This is a genomic window from Providencia sp. PROV210 (assembly GCF_028479445.1).
GTDB classification, from domain to species: domain Bacteria; phylum Pseudomonadota; class Gammaproteobacteria; order Enterobacterales; family Enterobacteriaceae; genus Providencia; species Providencia rustigianii.
Genome location: NZ_JAMPNQ010000020.1, coordinates 1 through 17,763, shown reverse-complemented (window position 1 = coordinate 17,763; position 17,763 = coordinate 1). Strand labels below are relative to the sequence as shown.

Sequence of the window (17,763 nt, the reverse complement as noted above, 5' to 3'; positions counted from 1 at the left end):
AAGGCTTCACAAAGCCAGATTCTATAGTAACATTGAGGCGTTCCAGTTCGGAGCGCCTCAATTTTTTTACGCAGAGACAGAGAAACATCATGCAAATCAACGATACTATCGTCGCACAGGCAACACCTCCCGGTCGTGGTGGAGTGGGAATTTTACGTGTATCCGGTCCAAAGGCAGCCTTAGTGGCTGAAACGGTACTTGGAAAGTTACCAAAGCCGCGTTATGCCGAGTATTTGCCATTTCGTGATGTGGATGGCTCTGTTCTTGACCAAGGGATTGCAATTTATTTCCCAGGACCGAATTCTTTCACGGGTGAAGATGTTCTTGAATTACAAGGGCACGGTGGTCCGGTTATCCTCGATTTACTACTCAGAAGAATTTTGACGATTGGCGCAATTCGTATTGCGAATCCGGGCGAGTTTTCTGAGCGCGCATTTTTAAATGACAAACTGGATTTGGCACAGGCCGAAGCTATCGCCGATTTGATTGATGCCAGCTCTGAACAAGCAGCTCGTTCTGCAATGAACTCTTTGCAAGGGGCTTTTTCATCCCATATCCACCAATTAGTGGAAGCACTCACTCACTTGCGTATCTATGTCGAGGCTGCCATTGATTTTCCTGATGAGGAAATTGATTTCCTGTCTGACGGCAAAATTGAAGCCAAACTGAATGAAGTGGTTGATGATTTGGAGCAGGTTCGCTCTCAAGCTCGACAAGGCAGTTTACTGCGTGAAGGAATGAAAGTGGTGATTGCCGGTCGTCCAAATGCGGGTAAATCCAGCTTGTTGAATGCATTGGCGGGACGTGAAGCGGCGATTGTCACCGATATTGCAGGAACCACTCGTGACGTACTGCGTGAGCATATTCATATCGACGGTATGCCACTGCATATTATTGATACCGCAGGCTTACGCGAAGCCAGTGATGAGGTTGAGCGCATCGGTATAGAACGCGCTTGGAACGAGATTGAACAAGCTGACCGTGTATTATTTATGGTGGATAGTACGACGACAGACGCCACCGAGCCGCAAGAAATTTGGCCTGAATTTATGGCGCGCCTACCAGAAACGTTGCCAGTTACTGTCATTCGTAATAAAGCGGATAAAACCGGAGAGTCGATTGAGTTTGTCGCAGATGTGCGTTACCCATTAATCCGGTTATCTGCTCGCGAAGAGAAAGGCATCGATTTGCTGCGCGATCATCTCAAAGAAACCATGGGTTTTAGTGGCAATACGGAGGGGGGCTTCTTAGCACGCCGCCGTCACTTACAAGCACTGAATAATGCCGCAACCCACCTCGCACAAGGTTATGACCAGTTAGTGAATGCTCGCTCCGGTGAGTTATTGGCTGAAGAGTTACGCTTAGCTCAGCTCGAACTCAGCGAGATCACGGGCGAATTTACGTCCGATGATTTGTTAGGGCGTATTTTCTCGAGTTTCTGTATTGGGAAGTGAGAATATTAGTACGATGTTTTATTTTAAATAACCTAATAATTTGAAGTAATTGATTTTTTAGTTGTTTGTGTACGATTGAAATATATTGAATTTAACTAGTCAACCAATAAGACGAAGTGATAGGTTATTTATCTAGGCTGTACTATTTGAGTTAGGCAGAATAAGGGAATTTCAATATGGAACAACAGCAAATTCAAGCACTCACAATGGCTTTTGAAGACCATGCTCAGCAAATAGAAAATGGGGTTGAATATTGGCTGGCGAGAGATCTACAGCATCTCTTAGGCTATGGAAAATGGGATAATTTTGTTAGTGTAATATCAAAGGCTAAAACAGCATGTGAAATTAGTGGTCATGCTATTTCAGACCATTTTGCTGACGTCGGGAAAATGGTTGAGCTAGGTTCTGGTAGCCACCGTGAAATAGATGATATTATGTTAACCCGTTATGCCTGCTATCTGGTTGCTCAGAACGGTGATCCTCGTAAGCAAGAAATTGCGTTCGCACAAACTTACTTTGCAATGCAAACTCGTAAAGCAGAGTTAATAGAGCTGCGTTTACTTGAGGCTGAACGGGTGCTGGCACGGCAGAAACTTTCTGCAACAGAAAAAGAATTATCTAGCATTATCTTTGAACAAACGGGAGGAAACCAAAACTTTGCATTGATTCGTAGCAAAGGTGACATGGCTTTATTTGGTAAAAATACCCAAGCAATGAAAACCCAATGGGAGGTGCCAGATAATCGTCCACTAGCTGATTTTGCGCCAACGATTGTCCTCAAAGCCAAAGATTTTGCTACTGAAATTACTATTCATAATGCTCGTACGCAACAAATGAGTCGCGAGGAGCAAATATCTAATGAGCATGTAACCAACAATCAAGCAGTGCGCCAAACGTTAATCAGTCGAGGTATTCACCCAGAACAATTACCACCTGCAGAAGATGTGAAGAAGGTAGAACGGCGTTTAGCATCCGCAGATAAAAAGTTACTTAAGAACCCAGAGATGCTTGGTGATGTGGATGAAACCAATGACTAATATTTTGATTTATTTGTGTTTTTAATTTGCTGTATTGGTAAGTAAGCATCTTTGATGATACTGATTGCGAAGTCTCTACTCAGTATTGCGTGTAGAGATGGATTTACCTGCTGTAGCAGGTAGAATGATAACTACCGGCTACAGTGGATAATAATAATTACTTGAATTTTTTTATTTTCTTGCATAGCTTTATAATTAAGTAAAAATTGAAAATTATGAATGCTAAAAGAGCATATTCGACCATAACATAAAGGGTACTTTCAATGTTGAAACTCCAAAGTGATAATTTACTAGAGATAAATATTTTTATGACAGTAGGAAGATTAATATAAAATAAAGCTAAAAATGATATAAATATAGGAATGACGATTGACCATAATGTTTTACGAATTTTAGTTTTACAATTTGCCCTGGCTTTTTCGCCAGCGATTGACTCATCTTGAGTTAATGAATCATTTATTTTTGGCCATGCCAAATTAAATAAAAATGTTATCAATGTAAGTAATAACCCAGATATGGCTATAATATCACTCAGTTTCATTTAAATTTAACTCCGCACAAAGTAAATCATAGGAGTCTTCACTAATTTCAAATTGACTAGCGCTTCCTTTTTTCTTGGTGATAGGCTTAAATGTAGGTTTTCTTTGAGTGATTAGTTTGTTTAGCTCATCTTTTACAACATCAGAATTAATTACTACTAAGTATAATTCATCTGAATTTTCGGCAGATTCAATGACTCGTTTCATTGTATTGATTAATGAGGAGTCTAACGTATGTTTAAATCTAGATACTGTATTCGCAAGTAGAGTTTTACTTTGGCTCTGTGTTAATTGAAAAATAGTTGATATGTCAGCTTCAGTAGGAAGGTTATCACCGAAATAGTGTTGAATTAAAAGGAGCAATCTATTCTGTCTAATTTCATCAGCACGATTTGGCATCCCTGTCTCAGTTATCATGGATAGGTATTCTAAAAAAGAAGCTTTTGCAATTTTATTCAATGTATCTTGAATGCTTGCATCATCAACTTTTAATATTTTTTTAATTAATTCTTTTTTTTCTTGGTTCATATCTTGGGATGTTAGAACGAAGTTAATGCTCATTTTTATCCTCTTTGAGAAGTTAGTTTATTAATAATTGTTTTTTGATGGAAATTAAAAGTTTCGTTTTTGTATCAATATTTTTATATCATAAAAAGTATATTAGATTTTTTAAATAAAAAGCAATGCTAGATTGTTTTTTTATGGGCTTTTATTATAAATTGAAAACTAAATAAAGTGGAAAATCGAGGTTTTATTTCGTGGTTACACTTATTTTTTCATCATAATAAGTGGTCTTGGTTATAAAATAATAAATAATAGATTTTAAGTCTGTATTTAAAAGTGATGTTGATGATTGTATTATGTTAATGATTTTTGTTTTTTAATCTATTGATATGAAATAGTTAATAAGCCTGATGATAAATTCAAGTTATTATGTAAATTGGAAAGTGATTTATTTTATTATAGTGATTTACATTATCCAGAATAGAATTCAATTTTTAGATATTTTAAAGCACGAATTTAATTTTAAATAATATGCTAAAATTCGACTCAAAATTTCGTATCAAAAATTGACAATTCTATTGTGGAGGTTAGTTATATGAAATGGATAGCATTAATTACTTTAGGTTTTGTAGTGATGGTTGTTTGGAATGTGTACTCATCTAAAAAAAGAAGGGAATATTTGTTGCATAAGTATGGTGACGAAACCGTAGTTAATATGATTATGAAACGTACTTTTTGGATAGGGCAAACCTCTGAACAATTATTGGATTCTTTAGGGCGCCCACTAGATATCTCTTCTAAAGTAATGAAGACAAGATATAGAGAGATACGGAAATATAATAAAACCGGATCAAATAGATATGGGCTGCGCATTACCTTGGATGATGGTTTTGTTCAAGGGTGGGATGAGAAATAGTTACTAGTAGGGTGTTTCTAGTTAACACCCTAAATATTTAATCCCTCACCCGACTCGGATGAGTAAACACCGTCGCTTTACCTTGGCGGCAGAATCCGACCAGCGTCAAATTGGCTTTTTCGGCGACCTCAATGGCAAGAGCTGTTGCAGCAGAGACCGCAAATAAAATCTCCGCACCACAGCTAGCCGCTTTTTGAACCATTTCATAACTGGCACGGCTAGAAACTAAAATTGCCCCTTGCTGCCAATCTGAGCGGCTTTTCATGCCCAATAGCTTATCAAGCGCCACATGGCGACCCACATCTTCACAACCACCGACTAATAAACCTTCAGGGGAAATCCACGCGGCAGCATGGGTACAACCTGTTAATGCCCCAATTTCTTGGACTTTTTTTAATTCATTAAGCGCATTATCGAGGTATGATAGAGAGAAGGTTTGAGTGAATGGCAGCGGTGTGAGAGGTTTGAAAATCTCGTCGAGCTGTTCTGTGCCACAAATACCACAGCCAGTACGGCCCGTTAGGTTACGTCTGCGCTCTTTGAGTTCCATAAAACGGCGGTTGGATAATTCAATCTGTACTTCAATGCCTCGATGGCAGCCCTGTACAATATCAATTCCACGGATTTCATCTCGGGATTGTATAATTCCTTCGGATAATGAAAATCCGACAGCAAAATCACTCAAATCTTTTGGCGTTGCCATCATTACGACGTGAGATATTCCGTTGTATACAAGTGCAACAGGAATTTCTTCTGCAACATAATCATTAACCAATAATCCTAGGTTGTTTTTTTGTTGCACGGTTGTGTGATTAACGCCGATCATTTTAGATAATTTGGGGTTATTTGTAGTATTTGTTTCATACATTAGATGAATTCCTATCACTAATGATACATAATATTCGATATGGGTAAAAAGAATTTACACCATTAATCAGGCAATGAACCTGAATACGTAAGGATGACGTTGAATAAGAACAGTTTACCTCAATTTATGTAACGAAGTTAGGTAAACATGAGCAATGTATATGAGGAGATCCCCCATGCAAGTCAGCAGAAGGCAGTTCTTTAAGATCTGCGCTGGCGGTATGGCAGGTACAACGGCAGCGGCACTGGGTTTTATTCCAGCCACCGCACTAGCATCGACTCGCCAGTATAAATTACTGCGAGCGAAAGAGACCCGAAATACCTGTACCTACTGTTCTGTCGGCTGTGGGCTGTTAATGTACAGCCTCGGTGATGGCGCGAAAAATGCAAAAGAAAGTATTTTTCATATTGAAGGGGACCCGGATCATCCGGTAAACCGTGGCGCACTTTGTCCTAAAGGTGCAGGATTAATCGACTTCATTCACAGTGAAAGTCGCCTGAAATATCCAGAAGTTCGCGAACCAGGCACTAACGAGTGGAAACGCATTTCTTGGAACGAAGCCTTCGACCGCATCGCCAAGTTAATGAAAGAAGATCGTGATGCTAACTTCATTAAACAGAATAAAGATGGTGTAACTGTCAACCGTTGGTTAACCACCGGTATGCTGTGTGCATCAGCGGCAAGTAATGAAACAGGTTTTGTAACCCAAAAATTTAGTCGCGCCCTCGGCATGCTTGCCGTGGATAACCAAGCGCGTGTCTGACACGGACCAACGGTAGCAAGTCTTGCTCCAACATTTGGTCGCGGTGCGATGACCAACCACTGGGTTGACATTAAAAACGCAAACCTGGTTGTTGTTATGGGTGGTAATGCCGCAGAAGCGCATCCAGTTGGTTTCCGCTGGGCGATGGAAGCAAAAATCCATAATAAAGCCAAACTTATTGTTATCGATCCTCGCTTTACCCGTACTGCGGCTGTGGCGGATTTTTACACGCCTATCCGTTCTGGTACTGATATTGCGTTCCTGTCGGGTGTGATCAAATACTTACTAGATAACGAGAAAATTCAACGTGAATACGTTGAGGCGTACACTAACGCCAGCTTAGTTATCCGTGAAGATTACGGTTTTGATGACGGTCTGTTCACAGGTTACGATGCTGAAAAACGCCAATATGATAAGACCACGTGGAACTACGAGATGGATGAGAACGGCTTAGCGCTGCGCGATCCGACTCTGAAACACCCGCGTTGTGTCCTTAACTTATTGAAAGAACACGTCAGCCGTTATACCCCAGAAGTGGTTAACAACATTTGCGGTACGCCAATCAAAGACTTCCTGCAAGTCTGTGAGTACCTTGCAGAAACGAGTGCAAAAGACAAAACAGCGTCATTCTTGTATGCACTGGGTTGGACCCAACACACCGTTGGTGCGCAAAATATTCGTACTATGGCGATGATCCAGTTACTACTGGGTAACATGGGGATGTTAGGCGGTGGCGTTAACGCACTGCGTGGTCACTCCAATATCCAAGGCCTGACTGACCTAGGTTTGTTATCTCAAAGTTTGCCAGGTTATCTGACTTTGCCGTCAGAGAAACAAACTACGCTAGAAAGTTACTTAGCGGCCAATACGCCAAAAGCGACGGTAGCGGGACAAGTTAACTACTGGAGTAACTACCCGAAATTCTTTGTCAGCATGATGAAGACTTTCTATGGTGACAAAGCGCAGAAAGAAAATAACTGGGGCTTTGACCTGTTACCTAAATGGGATCAGGGTTACGACGTACTGCGTTATTTCGAAATGATGGATAAGGGCGAAGTTAATGGCTATATCTGCCAAGGCTTTAACCCATTAGCCTCATTCCCGAACAAGAACAAAGTCTCGAAGTCACTTTCTAAACTGAAATTCTTAATTACTATCGACCCGCTGAACACAGAAACTGCAAACTTCTGGCAAAACCATGGCGAAATGAATGATGTGAAACCGGAAGAGATCCAAACTACCGTGTTCCGTCTGCCATCTTGCTGCTTTGCTGAAGAAAATGGTTCAATTGTTAACTCAGCGCGTTGGTTACAGTGGCACTGGAAAGGTGCGGATGCCCCGGGCGAAGCTATCAGTGATGGTGAAATCCTGTCAGGTATCTATCATCGCCTGCGTCAACTGTATGAAACCGAAGGCGGCGCAGCTCCTGAACAGGTGCTGAGCATGACTTGGAACTACTTCGATCGTGATAATCCAACACCGGAAGAAGTGGCTCAAGAAAGCAACGGTTATGCATTAGAAGACTTAAAAGATGCTGATGGCAATATCATCGTGAAAAAAGGCGAACTGCTTAGCTCATTTGCTCAATTACGCGATGATGGTACAACGGCGAGTGGTTGCTGGATTTTCGCCGGTAGCTGGACACCGAAAGGTAACCAAATGGCTAACCGTGATAACTCTGACCCAACGGGTCTGGGTAACACATTAGGTTGGGCATGGGCATGGCCATTGAACCGCCGAGTTATTTATAACCGTGCATCTGCTGACCCAATGGGTAAACCATGGGATCCGAAGCGCCAAATTCTTGAATGGAATGGTAGCAAGTGGGTAGGAATGGATATTCCTGACTACAGCAATGCGGCGCCGGGTAGCGGTGTAGGTCCATTTATCATGCAGCCTGAAGGTATGGGTCGTTTGTTTGCTCTGGATAAAATGGCGGAAGGTCCATTCCCTGAGCATTACGAACCAATCGAAACGCCGCTGGATACTAACCCTCTACATCCAAGCGTGGTGTCAAACCCTGCGGCTCGTGTGTTTAAAGATGACTGGGCGCAAATGGGTAAAGCGACAGAGTTCCCATACGTGGGTACTACTTATCGTTTGACCGAGCATTTCCACTACTGGACCAAGCATGCACTGTTAAATGCCATTATTCAGCCGCAGCAGTTCATCGAAATCGGTGAGCGTTTAGCGAAAGAGAAAGGCATCGAGCAGGGCGACACGGTTAAAGTGAGCTCTAAACGGGGTTACATCAAAGCGAAAGCCGTTGTCACGAAACGTATTCAGACGCTGAAGGTGCATGGTAAAGATATCGATACTATCGGTATTCCAATTCACTGGGGCTTTGAAGGTTTAGCAGTTAAAGGCTTTCTTACCAATACGCTAACGCCATACGTGGGTGATGCGAATACTCAGACGCCGGAATTTAAATCATTCCTTGTCAATGTGGAAAAGGTGTAAGGAGATAAATTATGTCAATGCAATCACAGGACATTATTCGTCGCTCTGCCACCAATTCCCTGACTCCCGCACCTCAGGTGCGGGATTATAAGGAAGAAGTTGCAAAGCTAATCGACGTCACAACCTGTATTGGCTGTAAAGCTTGTCAGGTTGCGTGTTCCGAATGGAACGATATTCGCGACAAAATCGGTACTAACGTTGGGGTGTATGATAACCCGACGGATTTAACCGCCAAGTCATGGACAGTTATGCGTTTCTCTGAAGTTGAAGAGAACGATAGATTTGAATGGCTGATTCGTAAAGATGGCTGTATGCACTGTGCTGATCCTGGCTGCCTGAAAGCATGTCCAGCAGAAGGCGCAATCGTTCAGTACAAAAATGGTATCGTTGATTTCCAATCAGAACACTGTATTGGTTGTGGTTACTGTATCGCGGGTTGCCCGTTCGACGTACCACGTATCAACAAGGACGATAACCGTGCATACAAATGTACGCTGTGTGTTGACCGTGTTGAAGTGGGTCAAGAACCTGCGTGTGTGAAAACATGCCCAACAGGTGCGATTCACTTTGGTAGCAAAGAAGACATGATTAACATGGCAGGTGACCGTGTTGAAGAGCTGAAAACTCGCGGTTACGCAAACGCAGGTTTATACGATCCTGAAGGTGTGGGCGGTACGCACGTTATGTACGTTTTACACCATGCGGATAAACCTCAGCTGTATCATGGGCTACCAGAAAATCCGACCATCAGCCCAACAGTCACCTTCTGGAAAGGTATCTGGAAGCCGATGGCAGCGGTTGGTTTTGCTGCAACATTTGCGGCGGCCATCTTCCACTATGTGGGTATTGGTCCGAACCGCGTCTCCAAAAAAGATGAAGAAGAAGCTTTAGAAGATTTGCATAACGCAACGTCATCTGACTCTTCAAAATCAAAAGAAGGGGAGGATCAGAAATGATGCCAGATGATAATGACAAAATTATTCGTCATAAGCCGATTGAAAGGATCAATCATTGGGCGGTTGTGATTTGCTTCTTGTTCACTGCTATCAGCGGATTGGGCTTTTTCTTCCCATCCTTGAACTGGTTCATGAACATTTTAGGCACGCCACAATTGTCTCGAATTTTGCATCCCTTTGTGGGCACGGCGATGTTCTTGCTATTCGTATTCATGTTCTTCCGTTATTTCCACCATAACTTCATCAATAAAGATGATATTAAGTGGGCAAAAAATATCGGTAAGGTACTGAAAAACGAAGAAGCTGGCGACGTTGGTCAATATAACCTCGGTCAAAAAGGGGTGTATTGGGTTGTCACTATCTGCTTACTGGCTTTGGTCGTGAGCGGCGTGATTATGTGGCGTCCATTCTTTGCTGATTATTTCCCAATTCCAGTGTACCGTGCAGCGATTATCATTCACTCACTGTCGGCGATTGGTTTGATTCTGATGATTATCGTACATGCCTATGCGGCAATCTGGGTGAAAGGCTCAGTTCGTGCGATGGTGGAAGGATGGGTAACCCGTGGTTGGGCGAGAAAGCACCACCCACGTTGGTACCGTGAAATTGTTGCCAAAGAGAAACAGCAACAAGAGCAGCAAGATAAAAACTAAGCGTTTTTGTTTTGACGAATCAAGCCCACAACACTGTTTGTGGGCTTTTTACATTTTTGGCTAGAGGATATTTGCATTTTGTGCACAAAATCCTAACAAGCCAATGATAGATTGATTTCCTTCGGGTTACTGATGTTAAATGTTTAGTATTCTCATGCGCTAAAATGGAGTGATGAGAATAGATTTTAGATTAAATAGAACAGCCACAAAGCGGCTTTGTTATCACAATATCTACCCGTAAGCACCCTACCTCGAATAATCGAGTCCAGCGGTAGCCTATCAGACGCTTTTGTTTTATTCTGACCGCTGATTATGTCTATTCTTTACCACTTTCGGGAAAATGTGACACGTCGGTTTCTCGAACTAGGTTATAAAAAATATAAAAGAGAGAGAGCAATGGGTATTCGTATCGTCCCTAAAGAAGAATTAGGTCAAGAAAGATTGAAAGAAAAAGGAATTGGGTTTATTCCACCTGTTCTGTTCCCGAATTTAAAAAACCTTTATCAACGTCGCGCGGAACGATTAAAAGAACTTGGCGTGGGTGAACATCCTTTTGCAGATTATCTGAATTTTGCTGCGGAAGTGGCAACGGCACAAAATAATGCGCAGCATGACAACCCATTAGAAATGGACATGGCTGAAGTACTGGCGCGTTCAACCGTAACGAATACGCCACCGTTAGATGCAAAAACATTTCCTCGTACGAATCATTGGCACAAATTATTAAGCTCGATCATCGCAGAGTTAATGCCAATCGTCCCTGACTCAGTGCGTACAGCATTAGAAAATCTAGAAAAAGCCTCTGAATCTGAATTGGAAGAGATGGCAACGGCGTTGCTAAATGAACATTTTGAAAAAGTCCCAGCAGACAAATCAATGTTTATTTGGGCGGCATTATCGGTTTATTGGGCACAAATGGCAGCAAACATTCCAGGTAAAGCCCGTGCTGAACATGGTGACCATCGTCATTTTTGCCCAGTATGTAACAGCATGCCGGTCTCTAGTATTGTTCAAATTGGTTCTAGCCAAGGCTTACGTTATTTACACTGCACCTTGTGTGAAACCGAGTGGCATATGGTACGTGTGAAATGCAGTAACTGCGAGCAAACTCGTGACCTCAATTATTGGTCATTAGATGATGAAAATGCAGCTGTAAAAGCAGAAAGTTGTGGCGATTGTGGCAGCTATCTTAAAGTGCTATACCAAGAAAAAGAGTCTAAAGTTGAACCGGTCGCCGATGATTTAGCGTCGATTATTTTAGATGCACGTATGGAAGAAGAAGGTTTTGCTCGTAGCAGCATTAACCCATTTTTGTTTCCCGGCGAAAAATAATCGACCGGTAACAGAGTAAGCAAAGAGAGTAGAGACTATGGCTGAACCGACTTTGTATCGCCAACTTCCCGCTATCGATAAGTTACTGCAATTCGATGAAGCCCAAATTTTGGTCGAGCAGTCGGGTCTGCACTGGGTAACGGAATGTTTGCGTGAAATGCAGGCACAAGCTCGAACTTGTATTGCGGATGAAGGACGATTACCGGATTGGCATAATGACTGGTTAGCCGAATTATCCAGACGACATCATGCATTCGGACAAAGCGCATTAAAAAATGTATTCAATTTAACGGGTACAGTTTTGCATACCAATCTGGGGCGTTCTGTCATGTCCAAATCGGCGATTACTGCCGTGGCGCAGGTCATGAGTTCTCCCGTGACGTTAGAATACTCTCTGGATGGCGCAATGCGCGGACATCGTGACCGTGCGATTGCTGACTTACTCTGTCAACTGACGGGTGCGGAAGATGCGTGTATTGTGAATAACAATGCTGCCGCTGTTTTACTCTTACTCGCGACCGTTGCACCAAATCAGCAAGTGATTGTTTCCCGCGGTGAGTTAGTCGAAATTGGCGGGGCTTTTCGTGTGCCGGATGTGATGGAGCAAGCGGGATGCCAGTTAGTCGAAGTTGGTACCACTAACCGTACTCATTTGCGGGATTATGAAAAAGCCATTAATGAGGATACGGCCTTATTAATGAAGGTTCATACCAGTAACTACAGCATTGAAGGCTTTACCGCCGAAGTGGATGGTGAAGCGCTGGCGGAGCTGGGTAAAAAGTACCAATTACCGACAGCGATTGATTTAGGTAGCGGCTCGATGATCGACATGACCGCTTATGGCCTGCCTGCGGAGCCTATGCCGCAAACTTACTTATCACAAGGTATTGATTTAGTTTCCATTTCTGGAGATAAGCTTCTCGGAGGTCCCCAAGCAGGGATTATTTTAGGGAAGAAAAAATGGATTGATGCCATTCAAAAACACCCTCTAAAGCGCGCTTTACGTGTAGATAAAATGATCCTAGCTGCGCTGGAAGCGACGCTAAAACTCTATTTAACGCCTGAAAAATTAACCACAGAATTACCGACCTTGCGTTGGTTAACGCGATCTCCAGAAGAGATCAGGCGCAGTGCCGAAAACATTTTAGTCAAAATGCAGGCTTACTACGGTGATCATTTCATTGTTGAAGTCGAATCTTGCTTATCTCAAATTGGAAGCGGTTCATTACCTATTGACCGATTACCAAGCTATGCCATTACGTTCGCACCTTTAAACGGCAAAGGTAGTGGTTTGGAACGCTTAGCGGCACGTTGGCGCCAGTTACCTCAGCCTGTGATTGGCCGTTTGAAAGAAGGCAAACTGTGGCTAGACCTACGTTGTCTCGATGATGAACATGGATTAGTACAGGCTTTATTGTCATGATTTTCGCAACTGCTGGCCATGTTGACCATGGCAAAACCTCCCTTATTCAGGCCATTACGGGTGTGAATACCGCACACCTTCCTGAAGAAAAAAAACGTGGAATGACGATTGACCTCGGCTATGCGTATTGGCCGCAGTCAGATGGTAGCTCCATCGGTTTTATTGATGTTCCTGGACACGAAAAATTCCTCGCGAATATGTTGGCGGGTATCGGTGGGATCAATCATGCTTTGCTGGTGGTGGCTTGTGATGATGGCGTAATGGCACAAACCCTTGAGCATCTTGCAATTTTAAGACTTGCAGGTTGCCAAAATATCAGTGTGACCCTCACCAAAGCAGATAGGGTGGATACGGCACGGATAGACGAGGTGACTCAACAAATTCAGTCCGAATTACGTCGCCAAGGTTGGACAGAATCGGCGTTATTCATTACGTCTGCCAATAGTGGGCTGGGTATTGATACTTTGCGCCACTATCTTCAACAACTTCACCAGCAACAAGACAATCAGGTTAATCTCCAACATCGTTTCCGTTTAGCCATTGACCGTATTTTCCATGTTAAAGGTGCAGGGGTTGTGGTGACCGGAACGGCGTTAGCGGGTCGGGTTAATATCGGTGAATCATTGTGGGTGACTGGCGCTGAAACTCCCGTCAGAGTCAGAGGAATTCATCGCCAAAATCAAGTGGCAGAGTTTGCTCAGGCTGGTGACCGAGTTGCACTAAATTTAACGGGTAATATTGATAAAGAATCGATCACGCGGGGAGATTGGCTGCTTGCCGAACAACCTGCGTTTGTTGCAACTCGTGTGATTGTGGAATTGGAATGTGACTTACCGATAAAACATTGGCAACCTGTGCATTTATACCATGGCGCAAGCCATATCACAGGGCGAGTTTCGTTATTGACAGAGTCTGGTGAAACCCCTGTCCTTGCCGAGTTAATCTTAGATACACCGCTCTGGCTGGTGGATAATGACCGATTAATTATTCGTGATATTAGCGCTCGACAAACGTTAGCGGGGGCAAGAGTGATCCGCTTAGTTTCTCCACGAAGAGGAAAGAGACAGCCTGAATTCCTCGATTGGTTGGCACATTTGTGTTCAGCGAATGATGAACTTACTCAGCTTAATCTGCAATTACCCAGCGGTGAGCTAGACTTAAACAGTTATCGTTGGGCGCGTCAGTTAACATCGGCGGCACTTGAAAGTTTATTGGCTCAGGTCAATGTAGTTCGAGTGGGCGATGTTGTCTTATCGGAATTCAAAGCGCAGATTGCAAAAGACAAGCTAACTCAATCTCTTGAAAGTTTTAATGAAGTGCATAGTGACCAAATCGGTGTCGGTAAGGCTCGCTTAAAACGAATGGCTTTACCAACGATGAGTGAGCCTTTGGTTTTCAAACTGATTAATGATTTGATTACTGATGGAACCATCAAGCAAACCCGTGGTTGGCTGCATATGCCACAACATGGATTAGTATTTGATGCCCAGCAGCAGCAAATTTGGCAGCAAATTGAAGGGCTGTTTACGACGCCAGAAGCCTGGTGGGTTCGCGATATCGCAATAGAAATCGGTCAGGATGAAGATACTACGCGTCGAACATTGAAAAAAGCGGCTCAGATGGGACTGATTGTTGCGATTGTACGTGACCGCTATTATAGCAGCGAACAAATTCGCCAATTTGCTGCATTAATTCTGCGCTATTGTGCCGAACATGATGCTATTTTTGCAGCAGATTTCCGTAATGAATTAGGGATCGGCCGTAAATTAGCGATTCAAATTCTAGAGTTTTTTGATAAAAGTGGATTTACTCGACGTAAAGAGGATGGTCATTATTTACGAGACAAAGGCATTTTTGTTGAGTAAATTGTGTGGTTTCCCCCAGTATAATACCGCCAGTTTTTATCAACCCTAACGTTATCCAACTTAGTACATCACATTGGAATTTTGGTAAGTCGAATGAATAAAAAGATCATTGCGAGTATTTATCTGGCGCTCATTTTTATAGGCTCCCTTTTTCTTGTTTTTGAAAAAAGTAGCGTAATATATCCAGCGCTGATTTCCGTCAGTGTCTTCGCCATCATCTTTGGTGTCTTATTCACCCTGACAGCTCGCTGGCTATTCTCCGTGATTGTAACCAGTACACTATTTATCATTATCAAAATATTTAATCAGTTAAAAGTTCATTATTACAAAGAGCAGCTTTTTTTCACTGATATTAATTTGATGACCGATACCTCCAACTTGGGCACTTTAGGTCACTATTGGTTAGCGGGTTTGGCGGTAATCGGGTTATTTATCGTCTTAATCATTAACGGAATCATTAGTTGGCGTTTATCCACACCGTGCAAACGATGGATTTCTCGGGTAGTGAGTATACTCATGGTGGTTGCGGGTTATTTTGGCGCCGATTGGGCCAGTGCTCATTATTACGATCGATGGTCTCAAACGTTGCCAAAAGGGCGTGGTACGGTCACTAACTTAGTGATGTCGGCAAATAATGCCAAATATAAATCCCCTCATTTTGTCGGTGACTCAAGCTATTTTGAGAAAAAAGCGACGGATGTGGTTCTTAACAATCAAGGCGAATCAGAAAAGCCAGATATCGTTCTGTTACTGCAAGAATCCTCTGTTGATCCCAAAGTCTATGATTTACCTGAAGGCGTTAAATTGCCGGAATTATTTATGTTCCAGCAAGATGCAAACGTTGTTGCACATAGCCCAATGCGTGTTCAAACCTTTGGTGGAGGAACGTGGTTATCTGAGTTTTCTGCATTAACGGGTTTAAACAGTGATGATTTTGGCTCACAAAAAAGCGGTGTTTTCTATTTTGTTGTCGACCATTTAAACCACGGTTTGTTTAAAGAGATGAAAGCCAACGGTTATTATACCGTGGTACTGACACCCTTTAATAAAGGGGCATATCACTCTGGACATGCTTACGAAACCCTCGGTGTAGACCGCATTATCCAACCTCAAGAGTTGGGGTATCCGGGTAAATTACAAGATAATTTATGGACGATCAGCACAGAAGATATGCTGAAGTACGTGAAAGAAATTTTGGAGAAAGAAACAGATAAGCCCGTGTTTATTTTCTCGTTAACCATGTATGAGCACGGCCCTTATAAAGAGGGGCACAGTGATGATTATGGCATCAAAGATAAATTAGACAATAAAGAGGCTGCGGGTGAATTTAGCCATTATATGGAGAAAATCGTTCACTCAGATGCCTCTATCCGTGATTTTGTCTCCTTCATGGAAAAACGCCAGCGTCCGCTGATGTTCTTATATTTTGGGGATCACCAACCGGGAATTAGCTTAAACCAGTATAAATCGACATTCCCTACGCCAGCTTATCTTACGCAGTTTACTCTCAGGGATAATCTTAAAGCTGCCACACCAATTAACGTGGGTGAGTTAACCGATATCTCTTTCCTTGGTGGCATTTTATTAGAGCGGGCAAACCTGAAAATTTCGCCATTTTATGAAGCGAACATTAAAATGCGTCACTTATGTGATGGTAAACTGAATGACTGTGAAGATAAGCAGTTATTGGATGGTTATCGCCATTATATTTACAACGTATTAAATGTTGCCAACAAAGATGCGGCAAAGTAGTCATGCATAAATAATGCTAGAATGCGGATAAGCCACAACTTGATTAACGCAAGAAGATAACGAATATGAAATATTTGGTCACGGGAAGTGCCGGTTTTATTGGATTTAGATTGTGCCAACGACTGCTAGAAAGTGGGCATGAAGTTATCGGTATCGATAATATGAATGCCTATTATGATCAGGGATTAAAACAGTCTCGATTGCATATTCTTGAGCAATATCCACAGTTCCGTTTTATTCCTCTTGATATTACAGACCGCGAAAAAGTGTTGGTGCTGTGTACCCAAGAAAATTTTGACCGTGTTATCCATCTTGCTGCGCAAGCTGGAGTGCGTTATTCATTACAAAATCCTTTTGCCTATGCAGACAGCAATCTCAATGGGCATTTGGCTATTTTAGAAGGCTGCCGCCAAGCAAAAGTGAAGCACTTGGTATATGCCTCATCGAGCTCAGTGTATGGTGTGACCGATAAAATGCCATTCACCACCGATATGCCAACGGACCATCCTATTTCATTGTATGCGGCAACCAAAAAAGCCAATGAATTGATGGCTCACTCCTATTCACATCTCTATCAGATGCCGACGACGGGACTGCGCTTTTTCACCGTTTATGGTCCATGGGGTCGCCCGGACATGGCACTGTTTAAGTTCACTAAGGCTATCTTAGCGGGTGAACCCATCGATGTTTATAATAACGGCGATCTGAGCCGTGATTTCACTTTCATTGATGATATTGTCGAGGGAGTGATCCGTATTTCAGATATCATTCCACAAGCAGACCCGCAAAACCGTTCGGATTCTCCCGCTGAAAGCAGTGCGCCTTACCGTATTTATAATATTGGTAATGGTCAGCCGGTTAAATTAATTGAATTTATTTCAGCGCTGGAAAAAGCATTAGGCAAAGAAGCCATCAAAAACTTTTTACCGATGCAAGCCGGAGATGTTTACACGACATGGGCTGATACCGAAGACCTCTTTAAGGCAACGGGCTACCGCCCTCACGTTACCATAGAACAAGGTGTACAGGCGTTTGTCGACTGGTATAAGTCATACTACAAAATTTAATAATTTATTGATTAGAGGTTTACTGTGAAAATAGCAATCGCAGGTACCGGCTATGTCGGTCTGTCTAACGCCATGTTACTGTCCCAACACCATGAAGTGGTGGCGGTCGATATCATCCCTGAAAAAGTGGCCATGCTGAATAACAAGCAATCGCCAATTATCGATACTGAAATC

At 42.7% G+C, this 17,763-nt stretch carries 14 protein-coding genes and 1 pseudogene; 12 read left to right on the top strand and 3 right to left on the bottom strand.

Annotation, left to right across the window (positions count from 1 at the left end; genetic code table 11):
- The first annotated feature begins 89 nt into the window (after positions 1–89).
- Positions 90–1,454, top strand: coding sequence for a tRNA uridine-5-carboxymethylaminomethyl(34) synthesis GTPase MnmE (mnmE, locus tag PR761_RS15480; protein ID WP_112837517.1), 1,365 nt, complete (start codon positions 90–92; stop codon positions 1,452–1,454).
- Between the two features lie 176 nt (positions 1,455–1,630).
- Positions 1,631–2,491 (top strand): DNA damage-inducible protein D, encoded by an 861-nt coding sequence (gene dinD, locus PR761_RS15475; protein ID WP_115164822.1) that lies wholly within the window; start codon positions 1,631–1,633, stop codon positions 2,489–2,491.
- Positions 2,492–2,648: 157 nt separating this feature from the next.
- Here the strand turns inward: dinD and PR761_RS15470 are convergent, their stop codons facing one another.
- Positions 2,649–3,032, bottom strand: coding sequence for a hypothetical protein (locus PR761_RS15470; protein WP_115164821.1), 384 nt, complete (start codon positions 3,030–3,032; stop codon positions 2,649–2,651).
- Positions 3,019–3,591 carry a hypothetical protein gene (locus PR761_RS15465; RefSeq protein WP_115164820.1) on the bottom strand — a complete coding sequence of 191 codons (573 nt, stop codon included), beginning with the start codon at positions 3,589–3,591 and terminating at the stop codon, positions 3,019–3,021. Before PR761_RS15465 ends, PR761_RS15470 begins: the two co-directional genes overlap by 14 nt.
- 538 nt (positions 3,592–4,129) lie before the next feature.
- Between PR761_RS15465 and PR761_RS15460 the strand changes: the two genes are divergently transcribed.
- On the top strand, positions 4,130–4,450 hold the full coding sequence (locus tag PR761_RS15460; RefSeq protein ID WP_115164819.1) for a DUF2845 domain-containing protein: 321 nt from the start codon (positions 4,130–4,132) through the stop codon (positions 4,448–4,450).
- Positions 4,451–4,487: 37 nt separating this feature from the next.
- On the opposite strand, the gene fdhD is transcribed toward PR761_RS15460, so the two are convergent.
- Positions 4,488–5,318: a formate dehydrogenase accessory sulfurtransferase FdhD gene (gene fdhD, locus PR761_RS15455; protein ID WP_006816157.1), complete on the bottom strand. Its 831-nt coding sequence runs from the start codon at positions 5,316–5,318 to the stop codon at positions 4,488–4,490.
- Positions 5,319–5,493: 175 nt separating this feature from the next.
- Between fdhD and fdnG the strand changes: the two genes are divergently transcribed.
- The 9 genes and pseudogenes from fdnG to PR761_RS15410 all read left to right on the top strand — a co-directional run.
- The gene (gene fdnG / locus PR761_RS15450) at positions 5,494–8,541 is read left to right on the top strand and encodes a formate dehydrogenase-N subunit alpha (protein ID WP_112837516.1); all 3,048 of its coding nucleotides are present in this window, start codon (positions 5,494–5,496) and stop codon (positions 8,539–8,541) included.
- An 11-nt stretch (positions 8,542–8,552) separates the two neighbouring features.
- Positions 8,553–9,497 carry a formate dehydrogenase subunit beta gene (gene fdxH / locus PR761_RS15445; RefSeq protein WP_039855853.1) on the top strand — a complete coding sequence of 315 codons (945 nt, stop codon included), beginning with the start codon at positions 8,553–8,555 and terminating at the stop codon, positions 9,495–9,497.
- On the top strand, positions 9,494–10,150 hold the full coding sequence (gene fdoI / locus PR761_RS15440; RefSeq protein WP_006816161.1) for a formate dehydrogenase cytochrome b556 subunit: 657 nt from the start codon (positions 9,494–9,496) through the stop codon (positions 10,148–10,150). Before fdxH ends, fdoI begins: the two co-directional genes overlap by 4 nt.
- A 396-nt stretch (positions 10,151–10,546) precedes the next feature.
- Positions 10,547–11,482, top strand: coding sequence for a formate dehydrogenase accessory protein FdhE (gene fdhE, locus PR761_RS15435; RefSeq protein WP_039855856.1), 936 nt, complete (start codon positions 10,547–10,549; stop codon positions 11,480–11,482).
- Positions 11,483–11,519: 37 nt separating this feature from the next.
- Entirely contained in the window at positions 11,520–12,905 is a 1,386-nt protein-coding gene (selA, locus tag PR761_RS15430; protein WP_126437442.1) for an L-seryl-tRNA(Sec) selenium transferase, read from the top strand.
- Positions 12,902–14,770: a selenocysteine-specific translation elongation factor gene (gene selB / locus PR761_RS15425; RefSeq protein ID WP_126437441.1), complete on the top strand. Its 1,869-nt coding sequence runs from the start codon at positions 12,902–12,904 to the stop codon at positions 14,768–14,770. Before selA ends, selB begins: the two co-directional genes overlap by 4 nt.
- Before the next feature lie 93 nt (positions 14,771–14,863).
- Positions 14,864–16,522, top strand: a complete 1,659-nt coding sequence (locus PR761_RS15420) for an LTA synthase family protein (protein WP_126437440.1) — start codon at positions 14,864–14,866, stop codon at positions 16,520–16,522.
- Positions 16,523–16,587: 65 nt separating this feature from the next.
- Complete coding sequence (locus PR761_RS15415; protein ID WP_112837512.1) at positions 16,588–17,589, top strand: NAD-dependent epimerase; 1,002 nt, start codon at positions 16,588–16,590, stop codon at positions 17,587–17,589.
- A 24-nt stretch (positions 17,590–17,613) separates the two neighbouring features.
- Positions 17,614–17,763: pseudogene (locus PR761_RS15410) on the top strand (UDP-glucose 6-dehydrogenase); the annotation flags it as partial.